This window comes from Jiangella anatolica, from assembly GCF_003236295.1.
Lineage (GTDB): Bacteria > Actinomycetota > Actinomycetes > Jiangellales > Jiangellaceae > Jiangella > Jiangella anatolica.
Genome location: NZ_POTW01000006.1, coordinates 99,247 through 122,946 on the forward strand (window position 1 = coordinate 99,247; position 23,700 = coordinate 122,946).

The 23,700-nt window shown below is 73.7% G+C and carries 21 protein-coding genes and 1 pseudogene; 3 read left to right on the top strand and 19 right to left on the bottom strand.

The window, feature by feature from the left end; genetic code table 11:
* Window positions 1-8 precede the first annotated feature (8 nt).
* The 9 genes from C1I92_RS03970 to C1I92_RS04010 all read right to left on the bottom strand — a co-directional run bounded on the left by C1I92_RS03970 (window position 9) and on the right by C1I92_RS04010 (window position 10,051).
* On the bottom strand, window positions 9-656 hold the full coding sequence (locus tag C1I92_RS03970) for an L-threonylcarbamoyladenylate synthase (RefSeq protein ID WP_111253369.1): 648 nt from the start codon (window positions 654-656) through the stop codon (window positions 9-11).
* 7 nt (window positions 657-663) lie between these two features.
* Window positions 664-1,524 (bottom strand): peptide chain release factor N(5)-glutamine methyltransferase, encoded by an 861-nt coding sequence (gene prmC, locus C1I92_RS03975; RefSeq protein ID WP_111253370.1) that lies wholly within the window; start codon window positions 1,522-1,524, stop codon window positions 664-666.
* Window positions 1,521-2,609 (bottom strand): peptide chain release factor 1, encoded by a 1,089-nt coding sequence (gene prfA, locus C1I92_RS03980; protein WP_111253371.1) that lies wholly within the window; start codon window positions 2,607-2,609, stop codon window positions 1,521-1,523. The genes prmC and prfA overlap by 4 nt, the downstream gene beginning before the upstream one ends.
* Before the next feature lie 78 nt (window positions 2,610-2,687).
* Entirely contained in the window at window positions 2,688-2,909 is a 222-nt protein-coding gene (gene rpmE / locus C1I92_RS03985) for a 50S ribosomal protein L31 (RefSeq protein ID WP_046771345.1), read from the bottom strand.
* Window positions 2,910-3,862: 953 nt separating this feature from the next.
* Window positions 3,863-6,001: a transcription termination factor Rho gene (rho, locus tag C1I92_RS03990; protein ID WP_111253372.1), complete on the bottom strand. Its 2,139-nt coding sequence runs from the start codon at window positions 5,999-6,001 to the stop codon at window positions 3,863-3,865.
* A 260-nt stretch (window positions 6,002-6,261) separates the two neighbouring features.
* A complete protein-coding gene (gene thrB, locus C1I92_RS03995; RefSeq protein WP_111253373.1) occupies window positions 6,262-7,173 on the bottom strand; it encodes a homoserine kinase in 912 nt (303 codons plus the stop codon).
* On the bottom strand, window positions 7,170-8,240 hold the full coding sequence (gene thrC, locus C1I92_RS04000) for a threonine synthase (protein ID WP_233506843.1): 1,071 nt from the start codon (window positions 8,238-8,240) through the stop codon (window positions 7,170-7,172). Before thrC ends, thrB begins: the two co-directional genes overlap by 4 nt.
* Window positions 8,241-8,251: 11 nt before the next feature.
* Window positions 8,252-9,544 carry a homoserine dehydrogenase gene (locus C1I92_RS04005; protein WP_111253375.1) on the bottom strand — a complete coding sequence of 431 codons (1,293 nt, stop codon included), beginning with the start codon at window positions 9,542-9,544 and terminating at the stop codon, window positions 8,252-8,254.
* 132 nt (window positions 9,545-9,676) lie between these two features.
* Window positions 9,677-10,051 (bottom strand): VOC family protein, encoded by a 375-nt coding sequence (locus tag C1I92_RS04010; RefSeq protein ID WP_111253397.1) that lies wholly within the window; start codon window positions 10,049-10,051, stop codon window positions 9,677-9,679.
* Window positions 10,052-10,086: 35 nt separating this feature from the next.
* On the opposite strand from C1I92_RS04010, the gene C1I92_RS04015 reads away from it, so the two are divergent.
* Entirely contained in the window at window positions 10,087-12,354 is a 2,268-nt protein-coding gene (locus tag C1I92_RS04015) for an ATP-binding cassette domain-containing protein (protein WP_158563972.1), read from the top strand.
* Window positions 12,355-12,359: 5 nt separating this feature from the next.
* Here C1I92_RS04015 and C1I92_RS04020 read toward each other — a convergent pair whose 3' ends face one another.
* From C1I92_RS04020 to C1I92_RS04040, 5 genes are all read right to left on the bottom strand, one after another.
* Window positions 12,360-12,965 (bottom strand): response regulator transcription factor, encoded by a 606-nt coding sequence (locus C1I92_RS04020; RefSeq protein ID WP_111253377.1) that lies wholly within the window; start codon window positions 12,963-12,965, stop codon window positions 12,360-12,362.
* Window positions 12,962-14,089 (bottom strand): sensor histidine kinase, encoded by a 1,128-nt coding sequence (locus C1I92_RS04025; RefSeq protein ID WP_158563974.1) that lies wholly within the window; start codon window positions 14,087-14,089, stop codon window positions 12,962-12,964. Before C1I92_RS04025 ends, C1I92_RS04020 begins: the two co-directional genes overlap by 4 nt.
* A 23-nt stretch (window positions 14,090-14,112) precedes the next feature.
* On the bottom strand, window positions 14,113-14,826 hold the full coding sequence (locus C1I92_RS04030) for an ABC transporter permease (RefSeq protein ID WP_111253379.1): 714 nt from the start codon (window positions 14,824-14,826) through the stop codon (window positions 14,113-14,115).
* Window positions 14,823-15,722, bottom strand: coding sequence for an ABC transporter ATP-binding protein (locus C1I92_RS04035; protein WP_111253380.1), 900 nt, complete (start codon window positions 15,720-15,722; stop codon window positions 14,823-14,825). The genes C1I92_RS04030 and C1I92_RS04035 overlap by 4 nt, the downstream gene beginning before the upstream one ends.
* A gap of 68 nt (window positions 15,723-15,790) precedes the next feature.
* The gene (locus C1I92_RS04040) at window positions 15,791-16,735 is read right to left on the bottom strand and encodes a S1C family serine protease (RefSeq protein ID WP_111253381.1); all 945 of its coding nucleotides are present in this window, start codon (window positions 16,733-16,735) and stop codon (window positions 15,791-15,793) included.
* Window positions 16,736-16,834: 99 nt separating this feature from the next.
* Here C1I92_RS04040 and C1I92_RS04045 point away from each other — a divergent pair, with 99 nt between their 5' ends.
* Window positions 16,835-17,449, top strand: a complete 615-nt coding sequence (locus C1I92_RS04045; protein WP_111253382.1) for a class I SAM-dependent methyltransferase — start codon at window positions 16,835-16,837, stop codon at window positions 17,447-17,449.
* 526 nt (window positions 17,450-17,975) lie between these two features.
* Here C1I92_RS04045 and lysA read toward each other — a convergent pair.
* The 3 genes from lysA to C1I92_RS04060 are packed head-to-tail and all read right to left on the bottom strand — an operon-like array spanning window position 17,976 to window position 21,318.
* Window positions 17,976-19,373, bottom strand: a complete 1,398-nt coding sequence (gene lysA, locus C1I92_RS04050; RefSeq protein ID WP_111253383.1) for a diaminopimelate decarboxylase — start codon at window positions 19,371-19,373, stop codon at window positions 17,976-17,978.
* A gap of 2 nt (window positions 19,374-19,375) precedes the next feature.
* Window positions 19,376-21,034, bottom strand: coding sequence for an arginine--tRNA ligase (argS, locus tag C1I92_RS04055; RefSeq protein ID WP_111253384.1), 1,659 nt, complete (start codon window positions 21,032-21,034; stop codon window positions 19,376-19,378).
* Complete coding sequence (locus tag C1I92_RS04060; protein WP_111253385.1) at window positions 21,031-21,318, bottom strand: helix-turn-helix domain-containing protein; 288 nt, start codon at window positions 21,316-21,318, stop codon at window positions 21,031-21,033. Before C1I92_RS04060 ends, argS begins: the two co-directional genes overlap by 4 nt.
* Window positions 21,319-21,419: 101 nt before the next feature.
* On the opposite strand from C1I92_RS04060, the gene C1I92_RS04065 reads away from it, so the two are divergent.
* Window positions 21,420-22,577 (top strand): DUF418 domain-containing protein, encoded by a 1,158-nt coding sequence (locus C1I92_RS04065; RefSeq protein ID WP_199520933.1) that lies wholly within the window; start codon window positions 21,420-21,422, stop codon window positions 22,575-22,577.
* A gap of 1 nt (window position 22,578) precedes the next feature.
* Here C1I92_RS04065 and C1I92_RS04070 read toward each other — a convergent pair whose 3' ends face one another.
* Both C1I92_RS04070 and C1I92_RS04075 read right to left on the bottom strand, forming a co-directional pair.
* Entirely contained in the window at window positions 22,579-23,040 is a 462-nt protein-coding gene (locus C1I92_RS04070; protein ID WP_111253387.1) for an SRPBCC family protein, read from the bottom strand.
* Between the two features lie 14 nt (window positions 23,041-23,054).
* Window positions 23,055-23,461 (bottom strand): annotated as a pseudogene (locus tag C1I92_RS04075) (mycothiol transferase).
* Window positions 23,462-23,700: the final 239 nt, after the last annotated feature.

Below are 23,700 nucleotides of genomic sequence, written 5' to 3' on the forward strand. Positions count from 1 at the left end.
TCGCTTCCTTACGCTTCCGGGCCCTGCAGCTCTGGGACGACGGATTGCAGGTCGGCCAGGCCGAGGGCGCCCTGCCGGAGGACCCGCGGGACCGGGCCGGAGACGTCGACGATCGTCGACGGCGTGTCGCTACCGGTGTCGCCGGCCTCCAGGTAGACGGCGACGGAGTCGCCGAGCTGGTCGCGGGCGTCGTGCGCGGACCGGGCCGGCGGCCGGCCGGTGACGTTGGCGCTGCTGACCGCCAGCGGACCGGTCGTCTTCAGCACCTCGACGGCGACCTCGTGGTCCGGCATCCGGACCGCGACGGTGCCGCCGGTGTCGCCGAGGTCCCAGCGCAGCGACGGCTGCTGCCGGCAGACCACCGTCAGCCCGCCCGGCCAGAACGCCTCGACCAGCGCGTCGATGGTCTTGTCGGTGACGGCGACGCCGGCCAGCGTGGCGGGCGAGCCGACCAGCACCGGCACCGGCATGTCCCGGCCGCGTCCCTTGGCCTGCAGCAACGCCGCCACAGCCTCGGGTGTGAACGCGTCGGCGCCGATGCCGTAGACGGTGTCGGTGGGCAGCACGATGAGCTTGCCGTTGCGGATGGCGCGGGCCGCGGCGGCGACGCCGCGTTGCCGCTTGGTCTCGTCGGAACAGTCGTACAGCGGGCTCACGCGGACATCATCCCGCACGACGGGCGGTGACGTACCGCGGGCGGCCGGCCAGATCGAGATGATCCGCGACCTCCGTCCACGAACCGTGCCGCCGGAACACCTCCGGGGCGGCCTCGCCCTGAACGTCGGCGTGCTCGGCGACCAGCAGGCCACCGGGCCGCAGCAGCGCCGCGCCGACGCCGGCGAGCACTCGCATCGCGTCCAGGCCGTCGGCGCCGGACCACAGCGCGGCCGGCGGGTCGTACTCGGCCACCTCGGGGTCGCGGATGGTGGCGTCGGCCGGGATGTACGGCGGGTTCGCCGCGACGATGTCGACCTGCCCGAGCAGCATCGACAGGCTCCGCTGCGTCACCTGGGCGACGTCGTCGCGGTGCACGATGACGGAGTTGCCGGCGGCGTTGCGGCGCAGCCAGGCGACGGCGTCGTCCTCGCGCTCGACGGCGTGCACCATGACCGGGCGCACCTCGGTGGCGACGGAGATCGCGATCGCGCCGGAGCCGGCGAACAGGTCGACGACGACCGGCACCCGGCCCGCGGCGACCACGGCCTTGGCCTCGTCGACGGCGGCGCCGGCGGTCAGCTCGGTCTCCGGCCGCGGGATGAACACCCCCGGCCCCACCTGCAGCGTCAGGTGCCGGAACGGGGCCCGGCCGGTGAGGTGCTGCAGCGGCTCGCGGCCGGCCCGGCGGCGGACCAGCTCCTCGAACCGCGTCGCGAACGTGCCGTCCGGCTCCGGCTGGGCCAGCAGCGCGCCCCGCTCCACCCCGAGCACGTGCGCGGCCAGCGCCTCCGCGTCGTGCCGCGGCGACGGCACCTCGGCGGCGGCCAGCCGTCCGGTGGCTTCGCGCAGCTGCTCACGCAGCGTCATGGTCCGTCGCCCTCCGCGGTGGCCGCGAGCGCCGCCTCGGCGTCCGCGTCGACCAGCGACTGGACGACGGGGCCGAGATCGCCGTCGATGACGTCGTTCAGGTTGTAGGCCTTGTAGCCCGTGCGGTGGTCGGAGATGCGGTTCTCGGGGAAGTTGTAGGTGCGGACCCGCTCGGACCGGTCGACGGTGCGCACCTGGCTGCGGCGCGCGTCCGACGCCTCCCGCTCGGCCTCCTCCTGCGCCGCCGCGAGCAGCCGGGCGCGCAGGATGCGCATGGCCTGCTCCTTGTTCTGCAGCTGGCTCTTCTCGTTCTGGCAGGAGACGACGATGCCGGTCGGCAGGTGCGTGATACGCACCGCGGAGTCGGTCGTGTTGACGCTCTGCCCGCCCGGCCCAGAGGAGCGGAACACGTCGATGCGCAGGTCGTTCGGGTTGATCTCGACCTCGGCCTCGTCCTCGGCCTCCGGCAGCACCAGCACGCCGGCGGCCGACGTGTGAATGCGGCCCTGGCTCTCCGTGACGGGGACCCGCTGCACACGGTGCACGCCGCCCTCGTACTTGAGCCGGGCGTACGGGGCCATGCCCGGCTCGGGCGTGCCGCGCGCCTTCACCGCGACGGAGACGTCCTTGTAGCCGCCCAGGTCGGACTCCTCGGCGTCGAGCACCTGGGTGCTCCAGCCGGACTGCTCGGCGAAGCGCAGGTACATGCGCAGCAGGTCGCCGGCGAACAGCGCGGACTCCGCGCCGCCCTCTCCCGCCTTGATCTCCAGGATCACGTCGCGGTCGTCGTTGGGATCGCGAGGCAGCAGCATCATCCGCAGCCGGTCCATCAGCGCGGCCTGCCGGGCCTCCAGCTCGGCCGCCTCGGCGGCGAACGCCGGGTCGTCGGCGGCCAGCTCCAGCGCGGCGGCGCGGTCGTCGCCGGTCTGCCGCCAGTCGGCGTACGCCTTGACGATCGCGGACAGCTCGGCGTAGCGCCGGCCCAGCCGCTTGGCCAGCCCCGGGTCGCTGTGCACGGACGGGTCGGCCAGCCGCTGCTCCAGCTCGGCGTGCTCGGACACCAGCGCCTCGACGCCTTCGAACATGCTGACCCCCTCTCCCCCGACGACACACAAAGGGAGCGGGGCGCGCGAGAACCTCTCGCACGCCCCGCCCCGGAAGAACTACTTCGCGTCGGCCTTCTTCTTGCCGTACCGCGACTCGAACCGCGCGACCCGGCCGCCCGTGTCGAGGATCTTCTGCTTGCCCGTGTAGAACGGGTGGCAGGCCGAGCAGACGTCGGCGTGGATGACGCCGTTGGACGCCGTGCTCCGGGTGGTGAACGTGTTGCCACAGGTGCAGGTGACCGTGGTCTCCACGTAGGCCGGGTGGATGTCGGACTTCATGTGCGTGCACTCCTGGTGTTCGAGGACCGCCGGGTCGGCGCGACGGGTGTCGGGCCGTGAACCGGAGCCAGCAGATCAGTATTCCAGGTGCGGCCCGCTCCGGCCAAACCCGCTTCTGCTTCTCGTCGGTGTGAGGGGCTGCGAACGTTGGCCGTCCCCCTGCTGCCCATTCTCTTGGCCGCGGAACCGCGCCTCAAGTCCGCGGCCTCTGGCTGCCTGCGGTGGCCTGTGGCTGGGGGCCGCGTACTTGACCCGCGGCCCCGCGGCCTAAGAACGGGCAGCTATCAGGGGGACGGGAGGAGTGTGGCGACGCCCGTCGGGGCACGGCGACGTCCGTTGGGGTCCGGCGCCGGGTTCGCGGGTGGTTCGGGTCCTCTGGCCTCTCCCGGCGGCCGGTGGGCCGGATCGATGTGACGTTGGTGTCGCTGGGCGTCCACGTGGTGGGATTTCGCGGCGTTTTCCGGGCCGCCCACCAGGCGTACTCCCGCTCTGCCAGGCATGCATGGGTGGTAGAGCGGGAGAACGCCTAGCGACGCCCCGGATCATTGATGATCATCGCTGTCCACAGCCCAGCAAACGTCGCGAAACGGACACGCGCTGGCGAGTGAGGCGCGAACGTCGGCCGGAACGGCCGCGAACGCGAACCGTAGAAGGCCCGAACGTGGACCAGGCGCCGGCGAACGTGGGCCGCCGCCGTTGCGGCGTGCCCACACTCCCCCCGTCCCCCTGATAGCTGCCCGTTCTTGGCCCCGGTCGCGCGGGTCAAGTACGCGGCCCGGAACCACAGACCACACCAGCCACAGAGGCCGCGGACTTGAGGCGCGCGAGCGGGGCCAAGAGAATGGGCAGGAGGGGACGGCCAACGGTCGCACCCCCTCAAGCCAACTGCACCAGACGGCGAACGCCCCGACCGCTCGGAGCGAGCGATCGGGGCGTCCAGGTAGCAGCAGACGTCAGTCGGCGTCCTTGGAGCCGTTCCCGCCGCCGGCGGGGGTCGTCTTCTGGACCGTGAGCATGAACTCGGCGTTGCTCTTGGTCTTCTTGAGCCGGTCCAGCAGCAGCTCGATGGCCTGCTGCGGGTCGAGCGCGGACAGCACGCGGCGCAGCTGCCACATGATGGCCAGCTCCTCGCGCGACACCAGGATCTCCTCGCGCCGGGTGCTCGACGCGTCGACGTCGATGGCGGGGAAGAGACGCTTGTCGGCGAGGTCGCGACGCAGCCGCAGCTCCATGTTGCCGGTGCCCTTGAACTCCTCGAAGATGACCTCGTCCATCTTGGACCCGGTCTCCACCAGCGCGGTGGCGAGGATGGTCAGCGAGCCGCCGTTCTCGATGTTGCGCGCGGCGCCGAAGAACCGCTTCGGCGGGTAGAGCGCGCTGGAGTCGACGCCACCGGACAGGATACGGCCGCTGGCCGGCGCGGCCAGGTTGTAGGCGCGGCCCAGGCGGGTGATGCCGTCGAGCAGGATGACGACGTCGTGGCCCAGCTCGACCAGCCGCTTGGCCCGCTCGATCGCGAGCTCGGCGACCATCGTGTGGTCGACCGGCGGACGGTCGAACGTCGACGCGATGACCTCGCCCTTGACGGTGCGCTGGAAGTCGGTGACCTCCTCGGGCCGCTCGTCGACCAGCACCACCATGAGGTGCGTCTCGGGGTTGTTCTGCGTGATCGCGTGCGCCAGCGCCTGCATGATCAGCGTCTTGCCGGCCTTCGGCGGCGACACGATCAGACCGCGCTGGCCCTTGCCGATCGGCGCGATCAGGTCGATGATCCGGGTCGCCATGTTGGTGGCGTCGGTCTCCAGGCGCAGCCGGTCCTGCGGGTACAGCGGGGTCAGCCGGGAGAACTCCGGGCGCTGCCTGGCCGCCTCGGGGTCGGCGCCGTTGATGGTGTCGACCCGGACCAGCGCGTTGAACTTCTGCTGCTTCTCGCCCTCGCGCGGCTGCCGGACGGCGCCGGTGACGGCGTCGCCCTTGCGCAGGCCGTAGCGGCGGACCATGGCCAGCGAGACGTACACGTCGTTCGGGCCGGGCAGGTAGCCCGACGTGCGCACGAACGCGTAGTTGTCGAGGATGTCGAGGATGCCGGCGACCGGGATGAGGACGTCGTCCTCGGAGACGGTCGGCTCCTCGATCCGCTCGCGGCCACCGCCGCTGCGGCGGTCGCGGTCGCGGTCGTTCCGGTCGCCGCGCTCGTTGCGGTCGTTGCGGTCGTTGCGGTCGCGATTGCTGCCGCGACGGTCGCGCCGGCGCCGGCGGGACCGGCGGTCGTCGTCATCGTCCTGGGCGTCGTCGCGGCCACCGCCCTGCCGGCCGCCGTCCGCGTCCTGGCGAGACTGGTCCTGACGGGCGTCGTCGCGGCGACGGCCACCGTCGCGGTCGCCCTGACGGTCCTGCCGGTCGCCGTCGGCGTCCTGGCGGGACTGGTCCTGGCGAGCGTCGTCGCGGCGACGGCCACCGTCGCGGTCGCCCTGACGGTCCTGCCGCTCGCCGTCGCGGTCGTCCTGACGGTCTTGCCGCTCACCGTCGCGGCCGCCCTGGCGGTCGTTCCGGCGGTCGCCGTCGCGGCCGCTCTGCCGGCTGCGGCGGTTGTCGGTCCGCTCGCGGCGCTCGCCCTGCTCGTCGTCGGCGGCGGGCACCGCCTGCTCCGCGGGCGCCTCGACGGGCGCGGCGGCGGCCGGCGCCTCGACGACGGGGGCCTCGGCGGCCGGCGTCTCGGCGGAGATCACGACCTCGTCGGGACGGGCCTCGGCGGCGGCCTGCGGGCGCTCGACGCGGCGGCGGCCGCGCCCACCCGTGGCGGCCGGGGCGGCGACGGCCTGCGGCGCGGTCTCGACCGGAAGTGTGTCAGCGGCGGGAGCCGGCGCCGAGCCGCCGGACTGAGCCGCCTTGATGGCCTCGACCAGCTCGCCCTTGCGCATGCGGCCGGTGCCCTTCAGCCCGAGGCCGCCGGCGAGCTGCTGCAGCTCAGCCAGGACCATGCCCTCGAGGCCGGCAGCGCGGCGGCGCGCGGGGCGCTTCGCCGCGGTGGCGTCGGACGACGCCGGAGCGTCCGGCGTCCCAGTGACGCCGGGGATCTCGGTATTAGTCACTCAGGGTCCTTCCCTGGACCGGCATCGGATCAGACAAGCCGATGCATCGAACACCTCGGGTGGCTCCCGAGGAAAGGCACGACGCGAACTGGATGGGCCGCCCCTCCGGCGGGAGCCGCGTGAGCGAAACCCGGGGAAGTGGCGAAGACCATGACCTTTGGTGACGAACGTCACCGCCATGGGATACCGACCAGCAGAACGTCGGTGCACAGCGAGAGTAGCACGCCGTCAGCCGTTTGACCCACCCCCATCCGCACCGGTCACACCGTGGCGTAGTCCACAACGACGCCCCGCGTGTCCACTTGCAACGGGCGGACGTCCCACCCCTGTGCAAGCTCGCGGATCCGGGCGGTTCCGGCGCCGGCGCCAAGCACCAGCACGGTCGGCCCGGCGCCCGACACGACGGCCGCCATCCCCTCCGCTCGCAGCGCTGTGACCAGCTCGAACGTCGCAGGCATGGCGGGCTCGCGGTAGTGCTGGTGCAGGCGGTCGGCGGTCGCGTCGAGCAGCAGGTCCGGGCGATGGCCGAGCGCGTGCACGAGCAGCGCGGCACGGCCGGCGTTCGCGGCGGCGTCGGCGTGCGGGACGGTGTCAGGGAGCAGGCCGCGGGCCTTCTCGGTCGACACCTCGAACGACGGGATGCAGACGACCGGCGCGACGTCGGGGTGGACGTCGACGCGGGTCGCGCGCGCCGCGCCGGCGTCGTCGCGCCAGGCCACCGTGAGCCCGCCGAGCAGGCAGGCGGCGACGTTGTCCGGGTGGCCCTCGATCCGGTCGGCCGTCGCGAGCGCGTCGTCGTGCGTCGTCAGGCCGGTCAGCGCGCGGGCGGCGACGACGCCGGCCACGATCGCGGCGGCCGACGAGCCCAGCCCGCGGCCGTGCGGCAGCGCGTTGCGGCAGCGCAGCGTGAGCGCCGACGGCTGCTCGCCGCCCAGCTCCGCGAACGTCGCCCGCAGCGAGCGCACCACGAGGTGCCGCTCGTCGCGAGGCACCGTCGCGGCGCCCTCGCCCTCGACCGTCACCTCGACCGGCGTCGACCGCCCGCCGAACCGCGCCGTCACCTCGACCTCGTCGTGCAGGTCCAGCGCGAGGCCGAGCGCGTCGAACCCGGGACCGAGGTTGGCGCTGGTCGCGGGCGTGCGGACCCGGACGGACGCCGCCGACGCCGTCACGCCAGGCCCAGGGCCTTCGCGGCGGCGCCGGCCTCGGCCGGCACGACGTAGGGGCGGATCTCGCCGTAGTAGGCGCTGGCGGTGTCGACGTCCTTCAGCCCGTGCCCGGTGACGGTGACGACGATGCGCTGGCCGGGATCGAGGCGCCCGGTGCGGCTGTAGTGCAGGAGACCCGCCACCCCGGCCGCCGACGCCGGCTCGACGAACAGCCCCTCGCGGCCGGACAGCTCCTGCTGCGCGGCGAGGATCTGCTCGTCGGTGACGGCGTCGATCAGGCCGCCGGAGTCGTCGCGGGCGGCGATGGCGAAGTCCCACGACGCCGGGTTGCCGATGCGGATCGCGCTGGCCACCGTCTCCGGCGCGGACACCGGGCCGCCGTGCACGAACGGCGCGGCGCCGGCGGCCTGGAAGCCCCACATGCGCGGGCGCTGCCGGGCCGGGCCGTCGGCGGCGTACTCCTGGTAGCCCAGCCAGTAGGCGGAGATGTTGCCGGCGTTGCCGACCGGCAGCACGTGCAGGTCCGGCGCGTCGCCGAGGTCGTCGACCACCTCGAACGCGGCCGTCTTCTGCCCGGCCAGCCGGTACGGGTTCACCGAGTTGACCAGCGCGACCGGGTAGGTCTCGGCCAGCTCGCGGGCCAGCCGGAGGCAGTCGTCGAAGTTGCCCTGCACCGACGCGATGACGCCGCCGTGCACGACCGCCTGGGCCAGCTTCGGGCCGCTGATCTTGCCGTCGGGCAGCAGCACGACCGGGCGCATGCCGGCCCGGACGGCGTACGCGGCGGCGGACGCGCTGGTGTTGCCGGTGGACGCGCAGACGACCGCCTCGGCGCCCTCCTCTGCGGCCTTGGAGATGGCCACCGTCATGCCGCGGTCCTTGAACGAGCCGGTCGGGTTGACGCCCTCGACCTTGAGGTACACCTCGCACGACGTCTGCTCGGACAGCCAGGGCGCCGGCACCAGCGGCGTGCCGCCCTCGCGCAGCGTCACCACCGGCGTGGCCGCGCTGACCGGCAATCGGTCGCGGTACTCCTCGATCACACCACGCCACAGCCGAGACTTCGTCACGACAGCCATGGTCACTCGCCTTCCACCCGCATCACCGACAGGACAGCACGAACGGTATCGAGTCGCGTCAGCCCGTCGACCGTCGCGGCCAGCGCGTCGTCGGTCGCGTGGTGCGTGACGATCACCAGCTCGGCGTCGTCGGGGCCCTCGGCGCGCTGCCGGACGGTCTCGATGGACACGTCATGCTCGGCGAACACCGCGGCGACCGATGCCAGCACGCCCGGCCGGTCGTCGACGTCGAGGCTGATGTGGTACCGCGTGACCGTCTCGCCCATCGGACGGACCGGCCGGTCGGCGTACCAGGAGCCGCGCGGCCCGACGGCGTCGCCGAGCCGGTTGCGGGCCGCCGTCACCAGGTCGCCGAGGACGGCGCTCGCGGTCGGGACGCCGCCGGCGCCGGGGCCGTAGAACATCAGCCGGCCGGCCGCCTCGGCTTCGACGAACACGGCGTTGTAGGCGCCGCGGACGCTGGCCAGCGGATGCGTGCGCGGCAGCATCGCCGGGTGGACGCGCACGCCGACGCCCGCGCCGTCCGCCGACAGCTCGCAGATCGCCAGCAGCTTGACCACGGCGTTCATCGCCTTCGCCGACGCGACGTCGGCCGAGGTGACGTCGGCGATGCCCTCGCGGTGCACGTCGGCGGCGACGACCGGCGAGTGGAACGCGATGGCGGCGAGGATCGCGGCCTTCGCGGCGGCGTCGAAGCCCTCGATGTCGGCGGTCGGGTCGGCCTCGGCGTACCCGAGCGACTGGGCCTCCTCCAGCGCCTCGGCGAAGCTGCTGCCCTCGCTGTCCATGCGGTCGAGGATGTAGTTGGTGGTGCCGTTGACGATGCCGAGCACACGCTTGATGCGGTCGCCGGCCAGCGACTCACGCAGCGGCCGCAGCAGCGGGATCGCGCCGGCGACGGCGGCCTCGTAGTAGAGGTCGACGCCGTGCTTCTCGGCGGCGGTGTGCAGCGTGACGCCGTCCTCGGCGAGCAGCGCCTTGTTCGCCGTCACGACGGAGGCGCCGCGCTCCATGGCGGCCAGCAGCAGCCCGCGGGCCGGCTCGATGCCGCCGATCACCTCGACGACCAGGTCGACATCGTCGCGCTCGACCAGCGCGCGGGCGTCGGTCGTGAACAGCGCGGGGTCGACGCCGGTGATGGACCGGTCGCGGCCGATGCGGCGCACGGCGATGCCGGCCAGCTCCAGCCGGGCGCCGGCCCGGGCCGCGAGGTCGTCGGCGTGCTCGTGCAGGAGGCGGGCGACCTCCGTGCCGACCACACCGCATCCGAGCAGTGCCACGCGCAGGCTGGCCATCAGTCCCCCTCCTTCTTCACCCCGGTACGTACGAGCACCAGTCTCCGGGAGGTCCGGACGATCTCGCGCCGTCTATCCATGATGCGAGACATCCGTCTCACCATTCGCGGGTCCACCGCAAGACCTGCGCCGTCAGTCGAGGCAGAACTCGTTGCCCTCGATGTCCTGCATCACGAGGCACGACTCGTTCTCCTCATCGGCCAGCAGCAACTGGTAGCGGGTGGCGCCGAGCGGGATCAGCCGCGCGCACTCGGCCTCGAGCGCGGCGAGGCGCTCCTCGCCGACCAGCCCCGTGCCGACACGGACGTCGAGGTGCACCCGGTTCTTGACGACCTTGCCCTCGGGAACGCGCTGGAAGTACAGGCGCGGGCCGACCCCGTCGGGGTCGACGGCGGCGTTCTTGTCGTCCGGCGGCGTGACGTAGCCCAGCACCTCGCACCAGAAGGCGGCCACGCGCTCGGGCTCCGCGCAGTCGAAGGTGACCTGGAACTGCTTCACCGATGTCATCGGTCCACCTTAGGACGCCCCGTATCATTCGGCGCGTGAGCGTGCTGCGGGTCACCACCGGCGGGGTGACGCAGCACTTCCCGCCGTCGGCCGGCGAGGTCCGGATTGGGCGGGCGGCCGGCGCGAACGTCGTCGTGCCGGAGTCCAGGGTCTCGCGGCGGCATCTGGTCGTGTCGTACGACGGCGGCTGGGTCGCGCGCGACGAGGGCAGCGCGGGCGGCACCTGGCGCGACGGCGCACAGGTCGGCGAGGTGGTGGTCGACGGCGACGTGGAGCTGACCCTGGGCGGTCCGTCCGGGCCGGCGGTGACGCTGGCCGCGTCGGGAGCGCCTGGCGCCGAGCCGCCACCTCCGGCGTCGACGATCCGGGTGGGCCGCGCGCCGGACAACGACATCGTCATCGACGACCTGCTGACCGCCCGCTACCACGCGCGGCTCACCCCGAACGACGGCGGCTGGTTCCTGGAGGACCTGGACAAGCACCACCAGACGTTCGTCCGCGGCGCCGACGTCGAGACCGCGCAGCTGCGCGAGGGCGACGTCGTCACGTTCGGCAAGGTCCGCTACGTCGTGACCGCCGACGGCGTGCTGCCGGTGCCGGACTCGCCGTCCAGCGGCGGGCTGGACGTGACCGACGTGCACTACGCGCTGCCCGGCGGCAAGGTGCTGACGGCGGGCGTCTCGCTGGACGTCGCGGGGCCGCGGCTGGTCGCGCTGATCGGGCCGTCGGGCTCGGGGAAGTCGACGCTGCTGCGGCTGATCAGCGGCGAGCTGGAGCCGTCGCAGGGCACCGTGCGCTACCAGGGCATCGACCCGCACCGCCAGCAGGAGGAGGTGCACGGCCGGATCGGCGTCGTGCCGCAGCACACCATCGCGCACGCCCAACTGACCGCGCGCAAGGCGCTGCAGTACGCCGCCGAGCTGCGGCTCTCGCAGGACACGACGGCGGCCGAGCGCCGGCAGCGGATCGACGACGTGCTGCGCGAGCTGTCGCTGACCGACCACGCCGGCACCCAGGTGCGGCGGCTCTCCGGCGGGCAGCAACGCCGGCTGGCGATCGCGTTCGAGCTGCTCACGCGGCCGTCGCTGCTGATCCTGGACGAGCCCACCGCCGGGCTGGACCCGGCGCTGGTGCGGCAGATCATGACCGGGCTGCGCGAGCTGGCCGACGGCGGCCGGCAGGTCATCGTCACCACGCACGACCTCGCCCACCTCGACCGCTGTGACGACGTCCTGATCATGCTGCCCGGAGGGCGGGTCGAGTACTTCGGCCCGCCGGACGGGGTCGCGGCGCACTTCGGCACGGCCGACTGGGCCGACATCTTCGAGCGCCTGAACGCGGCCGAGCCGCCGCCTCCCCCGCCGTCGCCGTCCGTCTCGTCCGCCGACGTGCGCGCCTGGCTGGACCGGCTGAACCCGCTGACCCTGCTCGACCGCATGAGCGGCTTCGGCCGCCCGCCGACGGCCCCGGCGATCGTCGGCCCGCAGGCCATCGACCAGCGCCGGCGGCGAGAGCAGGCCTGGGTGCTGGCCCGCCGTCAGCTCCGGCTGATCTGGGCCGACCGCGGTTATGCCGGGTTCCTGCTGGCGCTGCCGATGGTGCTGGCGCTGCTGACGTTCGCGATCCCGGACGAGACCGGGCTGGGCGCCCCGATCAGCCCGCGCAGCACCGAGGCCATGCGGCTGCTGGTCGTCCTCGTCGTCGGCGCGGCGTTCATGGGCATGGCGGCGACCGTCCGCGACCTCGTCGCCGAGCGGCTCATCTACCGGCACGAACGCGCCGCCGGCCTGATGCCCGACGCCTACCTGGCGGCGAAGGTCGCGGTCTTCTCCGCCGTCGTGCTGGTGCAGACGCTGATCCTGCTGCGGCTGGTGTTCTGGTTCCGGGCCGGCCCGGAGGACGGCGTGCTGTTCGGCACCGGGAAGGTCGAGGTCGGCATCGCCCTGGCCGCGACGGCGATCGTGTCGGCGCTGCTCGGGCTGCTGATCTCGGCCCTGGTGGCGACGCCGGAGCAGACCATGCCGCCGCTGGTCGTCGCGATCATGGCGCAGCTGGTGCTGTGCGGCGGGCTGATCGAGGTGACCGGCCAGGCGGTTGTGTCGCAGCTGTCGTGGCTGGTGCCCGCCCGCTGGGGCTACGCCGCCGCGGCCTCGACGGTGGACGTCACCGACCTGGTCCCGAACGCCCCCGACGACGTGCTGTGGAGCCACAACCCGGCCGCCTGGCTGGGCGCGCTGCTGGCGCTGGCGGCGCTGGGGACGGCGTACGCCTGGCTGGCCCGCCGCCGGCTCCGCGCCACCTGAGAGCGTCAGAGCCAGCCGTTGCCCTCGGCCACCCGCACCGCCTCGACGCGGTTGCGGGTGCCGGTCTTGCCGATCGCGCTGGACAGGTAGTTCCGCACCGTCCCCTCGGACAGGTACAGCCGGGCGGCGACGTCGGCGACGCTGGAGCCGTCGCGGGACGCGCGCAGCACGTCGGCCTCACGTGGGGTGAGCGGCGACGGGCCGGCGGCCAGCGACTCGACCGCCAGCGCCGGGTCGACGACGCGCAGGCCGGCGTGGACGCGGCGGATCGCGTCGGCCAGCTGCTCGGCCGGGCTGTCCTTGACGACGAAGCCGGCGGCGCCCGCCTCGATGGCCCGGCGCAGGTAGCCGGGCCGGCCGAACGTCGTCACGACCAGCACCCGGCAGGCCGGCAGCTGCTCGCGCAGGACGGCCGTCGCGGCGATGCCGTCCAGGCCGGGCATCTCGACGTCGAGCAGCGCGACGTCCGGACGGTGCGCCAGCGCGGCGGCGACCACCTCGTCGCCGCGGGCCACCTCCGCGACCACCTCGAGATCGGTTTCCAGCGACAGCAGCGCCGCCAGCGCACCGCGGACCAGAGCCTGGTCGTCGGCGAGCAGCAACCGGATCACGACACCATTCTCGCGGTCACCGTCCACCCGCCGCCGGACGGCCCGGCCCGCAGCGTCCCGCCGGCCGCCTCGACCCGCTCCCGCAGCCCGACCAGCCCTGACGACGCCGGCCCGGGACGGGTGCCGTCGGCGCCGTCGTTCCACACCTCGATGAAGTCCGGGCCGACGGCGACCCGCGCGTGCGTGGCCCGGCTGTGCCGGACGACGTTGGTGACGGCCTCGCGCAGCACCCAGCCGAACAGCTCGCGCCGTCCGGCCGGCACGTCGTCGACGGCGCCGGGCAGCTCGGCCGTGACGCCGGCCGCCTCGAGCACCGTCGCCGCCCGGACCAGCTCCGAGGTCAGCGTGACGTCGCGGTAGCCGGCGACGGTGCCGCGGACGTCCTTCAGCGCGTCGCGCAGCAGGCCCTCGACCTCGCGCAGCTCGGACCGGGCGCGGTCGTCGTCGGCGCCGACCATCCGGCGGGCCAGCTGCGCCTTGACGGTCGCGGCGGTGAGGCTGTGGCCGACGACGTCGTGCAGGTCGCGGGCGAAGCGCAGCCGCTCCTGCTCCACCGCCATCGACGCGATCTGCTCCTGCGCCCGGGTCAGCTCGCGGTTGGTGGTGCGCAGCCGGAAGATCGAGTCGGTCGCCCAGGCCGACCCGAGGATCGCCACCAGGAACCAGACGTTCACCTCCCAGTCCAGCCCCAGCGACCACGGGACGGCCAGGACGGCGACGCAGATGCTGCCGATGGTGGCCCACGCCTCGCGGCGCGGCATGACCACGAGCGCGATCTGGCTCAGCGCGAACCAGACGACCACGCCGTTCTGGCCCGCGAACCCGACGACCAGGGCGCCCAGCACACACAGCGCCGCGAAGCCGAACCGCCCGACCGCGCACGGGGGCAGCTCGCCGCGCCGCCGGGCCATGGCGGCCCGGGTGAAGACGTAGTAGAACGCCGCGAGGAACCCGGCCAGCACGGCGTAGCCGAGGATCTCCCAGCCCAGCGAGTCCTGCCGCTGATGGACACCGAAGGCGGTCGGGGTCAGGATGACCGTCCACACCAGGGCGACGACCAGCGGCATCCGCCGCTCGCCGTCGCGGGCGACGGGCGTCGCCGTCGGGACCGTCGATTCGGGCATCGTCGCCAAGGTAGCGCCCATCGTCATCGCTCCGCCCGGCCGTAGCGCCAGCGGACCAGCGCCGCGAGCCCGAGCGTCCACGCCGCCAGCGTCAGTACCGCCCGCAGGACGTCGACGGACTCGCCGAACGGCGCCTGCGCGAGCGCGTCGATCCAGTACGACGGGTACCACTGCGCGACCGCCTCCATGCCGCTGGGCAGCTGGTCGATCGGCACGAACACCCCACCGAGGAACGCGCTGCCCAAAAGCACGACCATCCCCCGCGGCTGCGCCGAGCCGGCCGAGCCGACCTGGCCGAGCAGCACCCCGGCCAGCGCGAACGGGATGCTGCCCAGCCACAGCAACGCGAGCGACTCGCCCATCGCCGGCAGGTCCGCGCCGCCGCCCTGCATCGCGAGCCCGACGGCGAACACCAGCGTCACGGCCAGCATGCCGAGCACCAGCGCGACCGTGCTCTTGGTCAGCGCGTACGACAGCGGCCGCAACGGCGACAGCCGCAGCTGCCGGGTCCAGCCGGAGTGCCGCTCGAGCGAGACCCGGCCACCGGCGGAGATCGTCGCGGCCAGCCCGGCGAACACGCCCATCATCACCATCAGCTCCGTCGTGGCGCCGGTGTCGTCGCCCCACATCGCGTTGTACAGCACGAACAGACCGGTCGGCAGGCCGGCGGTGAGCACCAGCGCGGCGCGGTCGCGCAGCAGCCGGCGGATCTCCAGCACCGTGTACGTGGCGTTCATCGCGCCGTCCCCTCCGTGATCGACAGGAACGCCTCTTCCAGGCCGGCGCCGGTCACCTCGATGTCGCGTGCCCGCGGCGAGTGCTCGAGCAGCGTGCGCAGGACGGTGTCGGCGTCGGTGGTGCTGATCCGCACGCCCTCGCCGTCGACGGTGACGCCGTCGGCTCCGAACAGGGCGTGGACGGCGGCCGCGTCCAGGTCTGGCACGGTGGCCCGGACGGTGCGGACGGCGACGACGGACTTGACGTGCCGCGGCGTGCCGTCGGCGACGACGCGTCCGTCGTGCAGGAGGACGACGCGGTCGGCGAACCCGTCCGCCTCGTCCAGCTGGTGGGTGGCGAACAGCACGGTCCGGCCGGCGGCGACGAACCGGCGCATGGCGGCCCAGAACTCGCGCCGGGCGGCGACGTCCATCGCGACCGTCGGCTCGTCGAGGACGAGGAGGTCCGGGTCCGGGACCAGCGCGAGCGCGAACCGGACCCGCTGGGTCTGCCCGCCGGACAGGTCGGTCGCGCGGCGGCGCGCGAGGTCGGCGATGCCGGCCCGGTCCAGCGCCTCGGCGACCGGCAGCGGGTGCCGGTGGACTGCCGCGAACAGCGCGGCCAGTTCGCCGACGGTGGCGTCGGCGAGCATGGCGCCGTCCTGCAGCATCGCGCCGGCCAGGCCGGCGTCGACCGCCTCGCGCGGGGTGCGGCCGAAGACGGCGACCGTGCCGGCGTCGGGGCGGCTCAGCCCGAGGATGAGGTCGGCGAGGGTGGACTTGCCGGCGCCGTTCGGTCCGAGCAGCGCGACGATCTCACCGGGCGCGACCTCCAGGTCGACGCCGTCGACGGCCCTGGTCGAGCCGTAGGACTTGCGCAGCCCGGCCAACCGGACCGCGTGCGGGGTGTCTGTCATGCCTCCAGCGTGCGGCGGCGGCGGCCGGTGCGGACGTCACCGCCGTCCGGTCCTGGCCATGACAGTTGTCATGCCTGGTCGGCCAGCTCCACGGGTCGGGCGATGACGTCGACCATGGCGCCGTTGCGGAACGTGGTGATCGGCAGCGGCACGTCGATCGCGTCGGCGAACATGCGCCGCTGCAGCGCCTGTGCGTCGTCCACGGGCTGGCCGCCCACCGTCACGACCAGGTCGCCGACGCGCAGGCCGGCGACGTCGGCCGGGCTGTTCGGCTCGACGTGGACGATGCGGACGCCCTGGGCGCGGCCGATCCGCTCGGCCAGGCCTGGCGGGACCGGGGCCGGCGCCGTCGCGACACCGAGGAAGGCCCGGCGCACCCGGCCGTCGCGCAGCAGCGTGCTGACGATGCGGTTCGTGGTCGCGTTGATCGGCACCGCGAGGCCGAGCCCCACCCCGGCGACGGCGGTGTTGATGCCGACGACCCGCGCGTGCGCGTCGGCCAGCGCGCCGCCGGAGTTGCCCGGGTTCAGCGCGGCGTCGGTCTGGATGACGTCCTCGATGATGCGCACCGTGCGGCCGCTCTGCGCCGGCATCGACCGGCCCAGCGCGCTGACCACGCCCGCCGTCACCGAGCCGGACAGCCCCAGCGGGCTGCCGACGGCGACCACGAGCTGTCCGACGGTCAGCTCGTCGGCGTCGCCCAGCGTGGCCGGCGGCGGGGTGTCGCCGTCGGCGCGGACGACGGCGAGGTCGGAGAGCCGGTCCCGGCCGATCACCGTGTACCCGACCTCGGTGCCGTCGGCGAACGCCGCCGTCCCCCGGCTGGACGCGCCCACGACGTGCGCGTTCGTCAGCAGGAACCCGTCGCCGGTGAACACCACCGCCGACCCCGTCCCGACGATGCCGGTACGACCACGCCGTTCCCCCTGCACGGCCAGGCTCGCGACGGACGGCAGCAGCGTCCGCGCCACCCCGGTGACCACCTGCGAATACGCGTCGAGCTCGTCGGCCACGGCGCACCTCCCAGCTACGAAGATGCACGGTCAACGCCGGGCGCAGGCCCCGCTACTCCCGTGTCCGCCCTGGGCGGACATCGACGGCAGGATGGGCGCATGGACCCGCGCTTCCACGACCTCGCCGACGACAGGCGAGCCGCCTACGCCCGCGGCGCCGCCGTGCGCGACTCGATGCCCAAGACGGCGTGGAAGCTGGCCGAGCGGGAGGCGTTCCGCGACCGCCTGCTGGCCGCCGGGGCACAGACGTTGATCGAGATCGGCGCCGGCACCGGCCAGGACGCGCTGTTCTTCCGGGACAGCGGGCTGGCGGTCGTCGCGACCGACCTGACGGCGGAGATGGTCGCGGCCTGCGCCGCGAAGGGCCTCGACGCGCGGCTCATGGACGTGCTCGCGCCGGACCTGCCGCCGGAGTCGTTCGATGCGGCGTACTCGCTGAACTGCCTGCTGCACGTGCCGGACGCCGACCTGCCCACCGCACTGGCCGCGATCCGCGGGCTGCTGCGGCCGGGCGGCCTGTTCTTCCTCGGCGTCTACGGTGGCGACGGCACGGCGGGCGTCCTGGACGGCGACAGCCACGACCCGCCGCGGTTCTTCTGCTGGCGCACCGGCGCCCAGCTGCTGGCCGCCGTCGAACCGTGGTTCGACGTCGTCGACCGGCATGAGGTCGACGCCGGCGGGCGGCCGTTTCATGCGCTCACCCTGCGCCGATGATCTTGGAACGGCCGGGCGCACGTCGGCCCAGCGGGAAGGCTGGGCCGGGTGCGATCGAGGAGGACTCGCCGGCCGCCTGGTCGGGGCGGCGCCGATACGACGATGTCTCCGCCGATCGTGGAGTCTTGCTACCCGCTCACCCCCTGGGCGAGCAGGACCGCCAGGCACACCATCAGGCCGAGTGCCAGACCGGCGACCTGATACTGCCCTGGCGGGCTCACCAGCCACCTGCGCAGGCGGGCTGGCGCGCGTTGCGTCCGATACCGGTCGACCACTGCCATGACCCTTCTGACCAGGGCTCCCAGTGGTATGACCGCTGCTACGGCCGACCGGGAGCCAGTTGCTGGCGGTCCCGGCCGGGACTCCAGATATTGAGTTGTGCCCATATGGTCGGCGCGTATCGACAACCAGTCAACCCCGGAGTTACGCTCGATTTCGCGCCGGGTGAGGTGCTGCTACACCAACGATCCCGGCCGCGGCGGGTCGCGGCGCGCCTGTTCGACCACCAGGAGTGCCGCGCCGCGGCTCAGCCGACGTCGAGGGCCAGCAGGTCGTCCTCGGTCTCCCGGCGCATGATCAGCCGAGCCTCCCCGGCGCGGACGGCGACGACGGCCGGCCGCGGCTGGTGGTTGTAGTTGCTGGCCATGCTGCGGCAGTAGGCGCCGGTCCCGGGGACGGCGATCAGGTCGCCGGCCACGACGTCGCCGGGCAGGAACTCGTCCTTGACGACGATGTCGCCGCTCTCGCAGTGCTTGCCGACGACCCGCGACAGCACCGGCGCGGCCGCCGAGGCGCGCGAGGCCAGCGTGCACGAGTAGTCGGCGTCGTAGAGGGCGGTGCGGATGTTGTCGCTCATGCCGCCGTCGACGGCCACGTACCGTCGCGACGCGCCGCCGTCGAGCGGTACCGACTTGACCGTGCCGACCTCGTACAGCGTGAACGTCGACGGGCCGGCGATGGCGCGGCCGGGCTCGACGCTCAGCCGCGGGACGGCCAGGCCGTAGCCCGCGCACTCGTGCGCGATGATCTCGGCCAGCCCGGCAGCCAGGACGTCCGGCGGCTGGGGGTCGTCCTGGCTGGTGTAGGCGATGCCGAAGCCGCCGCCGAGGTCCAGCTCGGGCAGCTCCAGGTGGTGCTCGTCGCGGACGGCGGCCTGCAGGCCCAGCACGCGCCGGGCCGCGACCTCGAAGCCGGCGGTGTCGTAGATCTGCGACCCGATGTGCGAGTGCAGGCCGAGCAGCCGCAGCGACGGCTGCTTCAGCACGGCCCGCACCGCCTCGGCGGCCTCGCCGGAGGCGATGGAGAAGCCGAACTTCTGGTCCTCGTGCGCGGTCGCGATGTACTCGTGCGTGTGCGCCTCGACGCCTACCTTCGTGCGGACGAGGACGGACGCGCGCACGCCGCGCGCCGCGGCCAGCGCCGCCAGCCGGTCGATCTCCTCGAACGAGTCGACGATGATGCGGCCGACGCCGGCATCGAGGGCCCGGGTCAGCTCGGCCGGCGACTTGTTGTTGCCGTGCAGCCCGATCCGCTCCGCCGGGAACCCGGCCCGCAGCGCGACGGCCAGCTCGCCCCCGGAGCAGACGTCGAGGTTCAGACCCTCCTCGGCCACCCAGCGGGCGGTCGCGACGGACAGGAACGCCTTGCCGGCGTAGTAGACGTCCGCGTCGGCGAACGCGGCCCGGAACGCCCGCGCCCGGGACCGGAAGTCGTCCTCGTCGACGACGTAGAGCGGGGTGCCGAACTCCGCGGCGAGGTCACGCACCGCGACACCGCCGACCCGCAGCCCTCCGTCGTCGCCGCGCTCGACACCGGCGGACCACAGGCCCGGGTAGAGCGCGTTGACGTCGTCGGGCTCGCGCAGCCAGGACGGGCCGCGGTGACCGGCCTCCGCGTGCAGGGCGCCGGCTTCGTGTGCGCGCATGGTTACATCCGATCCGGTGCGTCGACGCCGAGCAGGCCCAGCCCGTTGGCGACGACGACCTTGGTCGCCTCGACCAACCAGAGCCGGGCGCGGTGCACGTCGGTGGCCTCCTCGTCACCGACCGGCAGGATCCGGCAGGCGTCGTAGAACTTGTGGAAGTTGGAGGCGGTGTCCTCCAAGTACCGGGCGATCCGGTGCGGCTCACGCAGCTCGGCGGCCGTGGCGACGACCCGCGGGAACTCGGCCAGCGCCGCCAGCAGCAGCGACTCGCGCTCGTGATCGAGCAGCTCCGGGCGCAGCTCACCCTTGTCGATGCCCAGCTCGGCGGCGTTGCGCTGGAGCGAGGCCAGCCGCGAGTGCGCGTACTGCACGTAGTAGACGGGATTCTCGGGCGCGTGCTTGGTGATCTGCGCGACGTCGAGCGTGAGCGGGGATTCGGCCGGGTAGCGGCACAGCGAGTACCGCAGCGCGTCGACGCCGGCCGCCTCGACCACCTGGCCGAGCGTCAGCATCGTCCCGGCCCGCTTGGACAGCCGCAGCTCCTGGCCGTCCTGCACGATCTTCACCAGCTGGCCGATCGGGATCTCGATGTTCTTGTCCGGGTCGTCGCCCGCGCACGCGGCCAGCGCCTTGAGCCGGCCGATGTAGCCGTGGTGGTCGGCGCCGAGCAGGTAGACGCAGACGTCGAAGCCGCGCTCGCGCTTGTCGACGTAGTAGGCGGCGTCGGCGGCGAAGTACGTGTACTCGCCGTTGCCGCGCCGCAGCACCCGGTCCTTGTCGTCGCCGAAGTCGGTGGTGCGCATCCACAGCGCGCCGTCGGCCTCGAACAGGTGGCCCTGGTGCCGCAGCACGTCCAGCGCGTGCTCGACCCGGCCGTTCTCGTGCAGGCTGCGCTCGGAGTACCAGACGTCGAAGTGGGTGCGGAACTCGTCGAGCTGGGACTGCTGCTCGGCCAGCTGCAGCCGGTAGCCCTCCTCGCGGAAGACGACGAGCTGCTCGTCGCGCGGCCGCTCCAGCAGGTCCGGGTGCTCCTTGACGATGGCCGTGGCGAGCTCGTTGACGTACTCGCCGTGGTAGCCGTCCTCCGGCACCGCCTCGCCGTGCGCCCGGGCCATGATGGACGCGCCGAACTTGTCCATCTGGGCGCCGCGGTCGTTGATGTAGAACTCGCGGGTGACGGCGGCGCCGGCGGCCTCCAGCACCCGGGCCAGCGCGTCGCCGACGGCGGCCCAGCGGACGTGGCCGAGGTGCAGCGGGCCGGTCGGGTTGGCCGAGATGAACTCGACGTTCATGGTCGTGCCGGCGAGCGCCTCGCCACGGCCGTAGGCCTGCCCCGCCTCGACGACGGTGCGGGCCAGTTCGCCCTGCGCCGCGGCCGACACGGTGATGTTGAGGAAGCCCGGACCGGCGATGTCCACGCCGTCGACGCCGTCGACGCCGCGCAGCCGGGCGGCCAGCAGCTCGGCCAGCGCCCTCGGGTTGGTGCCCGCCTTCTTCGCCAGCTGCAGCGCGACGTTCGTGGCGTAGTCGCCGTGGTCGCGGTTGCGCGGTCGCTCGACGGTCACCTGGCTGGGCACGCCGTCGGGCAGGGCCAGTTCACCTGCGTCGACGGCGGCGGTGAGGACGTCACGTACCGCGGCGGAGAGCTGTTCTGGGGTCACCGGCCAAGCGTAGCCATTTCGCCGTCCGGGATCCTCCCGGTATCGGCGGCCAGCCCCGACAGCAGGTCGTCGAGCGACAGGCCGAGTACGTCGGCGACCGCCACGACGGTGAAGAAGGCCGGTGTCGGGATGCGGCCGCGCTCGATCTTGCGCAGCGTCTCCGGCGAGATCCCGGCCCGCGTCGCGACGTCGACGATGCTGCGCCCGGCCCGCGCCGACCGCAGCGCCAGGCCCAGCCGCTCACCGCGTTCGCGCTCGGACAGGGTCAGCGGGACTCGCACCATGACAGTGATACTAATACCGGTGCCAGACGTAGCCGATGGTCGCGGCGCCCTCGACTTTGGTCCGATGCGCCGCCCGCCTGCCGCCCGCGAGGCTCGTCACCGTGGCGACGACTCAGCAGGCCGGACCGGCCGGACCCACCGCCACCACCGAGCGCGCGCTCGGCCCGGACCTGGCGCGCGGCTTCATGCTGCTGTTCATCGCGCTGGCCAACTCGCACTACTTCCTGCGCGGCGACACCGTGCGCGGCGGCTACCCGATGGACGGGTCGTGGCTGGACTCCGCGGTCACCTGGCTGATCGCCACGTTCGTCGACGGCCGGGCGTTCCCGATGTTCGGGCTGCTGTTCGGGTACGGCGTCGCGCACATCGCCCGGCGCAACGAGGCGCTCGGCCCGCGCGGTGTGCGGCGGCTGCTGTGGCGCCGCGCCCTGGTGCTGATCGTCGTCGGCTTCCTGCACGCGATGCTGCTCTTCGTCGGCGACATCCTGGCCGCGTACGGCGTGCTGCTGCTCCTCGGCGCCTGGACGGTGCGCTGGCGCGGCCGCTGGCTGCTCGTGCTGGCGGCGGCGTTCTTCGCACTCACCGTGTTGCCGTCCGCCGATTCGTTGTCGATCTCGGCCGACCCGCCGGACGCGTCGATGCTGCCGCCGGACCTCGTCACGATGGTCACCGAGCGGATCCAGGTGCACCCGTGGGTCGCGCTGGGCGGGCCGATCGGCTTCGCCGCGCCGTTCCTCGTCGGGCTGGTCGCCGGCCGGGCCCGGGTGCTGGAGCGGCCGGAGCGGTACCGGCGGCTGCTCACCGTCACCGCCGCCGGCGGCATCGCGATCGCGGTGCTGGGCGCGCAGCCGGTGGCGCTGATGCTGGCCGGCGTGACGGACGTGCCGAGCGCGGCGACGCTGGAGCTGATCGGGCCGCTGCACGACGGGTCCGGCGTGCTCGGCGGGTTCGGCTACGCCGCGCTGATCACGCTGGTGGCGACCCGGTTCGCCGCACGGCCCGGGCCGGTCGTCGAGGCGATCCGGGCCACCGGGCAGCGCTCGATGACCTGCTACCTCATGCAGTCGGTGGTGTGGGCGGCGGCGTTCACGCCGTTCCTGCTGGACCTGTCCGGCATCCTCTCCGTCGCCGCGACGGCGCTGCTGGCCACCGCGACCTGGCTGGCCACCGTCGTCGCCGCCGACCGGATGCGGCGGGCCGGCCGGCGCGGTCCGTTCGAGGTGCTGGTCCGCCGGGTCGCCTACGGACGACGGCGGTAGCTCAGCGCTCCAGGTGGGCCGCGAGGTTCGCCAGCGACGAGCCCATGCCGGCGGCGTGGTCCGCGGCGGAGATGCCGCCGGGCACGTCGTCGGCGCGGATGTCCACCCGCGTGCCGCCGTCGACCGGCGTCAACGCCCAGGTCATCGTCATGGTGCCGGCGAAGGCGGGGTCGTCGGAGACGAAGTCGGTGGCCGTCACCACCCGCACGCCGGGAACGAGCTCGACGAAGCGGGTCTCGACGACGTCCGAGCCGTCCGTCGTCTTGCCCGGCGCGTCGGCGGCGTCGTCGTAGGTCAGGACCAGCCGGTAGGAGCCGCCCGGCCGCGCGTCGAACCGCTCGAACCGGCCGCTCATGCCCTCCGGCGGCAGCCACGCCACCAGCGCGTCCGGGTCGACGAGCGCGGCGTAGACCCGCTCGGCGGGAGCGGCGATCACTCGGGCGGCGGTGTCGGTCCGTGTCATGACGCCATCCTGGCTCACTCGCCGGTCCAGCCGTCGATGCGTTCGCGGATCAGGTCCGCGTGGCCGTTGTGCCGCGCGTACTCGCCGACCAGCTTCTGCAGGTTCCACCGCAGGCTGCGGCGGTCGCCGGGGCGCCGGCGTCGAAGTCCCACTCCGGGCCGTCGTCGGTGTAGTCGCCCCACACGAACTGCAGCGGTACGGCCGGTCCCAGCGCCCAGGACGCGTAGACCCGCTCCATCTCGGTCAGGTGCCGGACCAGGCCGAGCAGCGAGAGTCGCGACGGCGGGACGGATCGGGTGGCGAGCTGCTCGGCGTCGAGCCCGGCGCAATTCGCCCGCAGCGCGTCGCGATGAAACGCCAGCCAGCCCAGCAGGATGCTCCGCTCGTCGCCATCGGCCGGCTCGGACACGCGGTCAGCCATCGGCTCACGCTAACAGGCGCTGCCGCTGGTGGCCCGGGTCCGCGTCACCGTCCGGCACTGACGAGGCTCGACGACGGGCGGGGATGTCGCGTAGCGTCTCGGCGGCAGGACAAGGAGGGGCAAAAGGGATGGCCGTCTGCGGCGAATGCGGAAACCGCGTCTCTGAGCTGGCTCGGGAATGTGGGCGCTGCCGTGCCCCGATCGGCGTCGCGTCCGCACCGCCCCGCGTCGTCATGGCC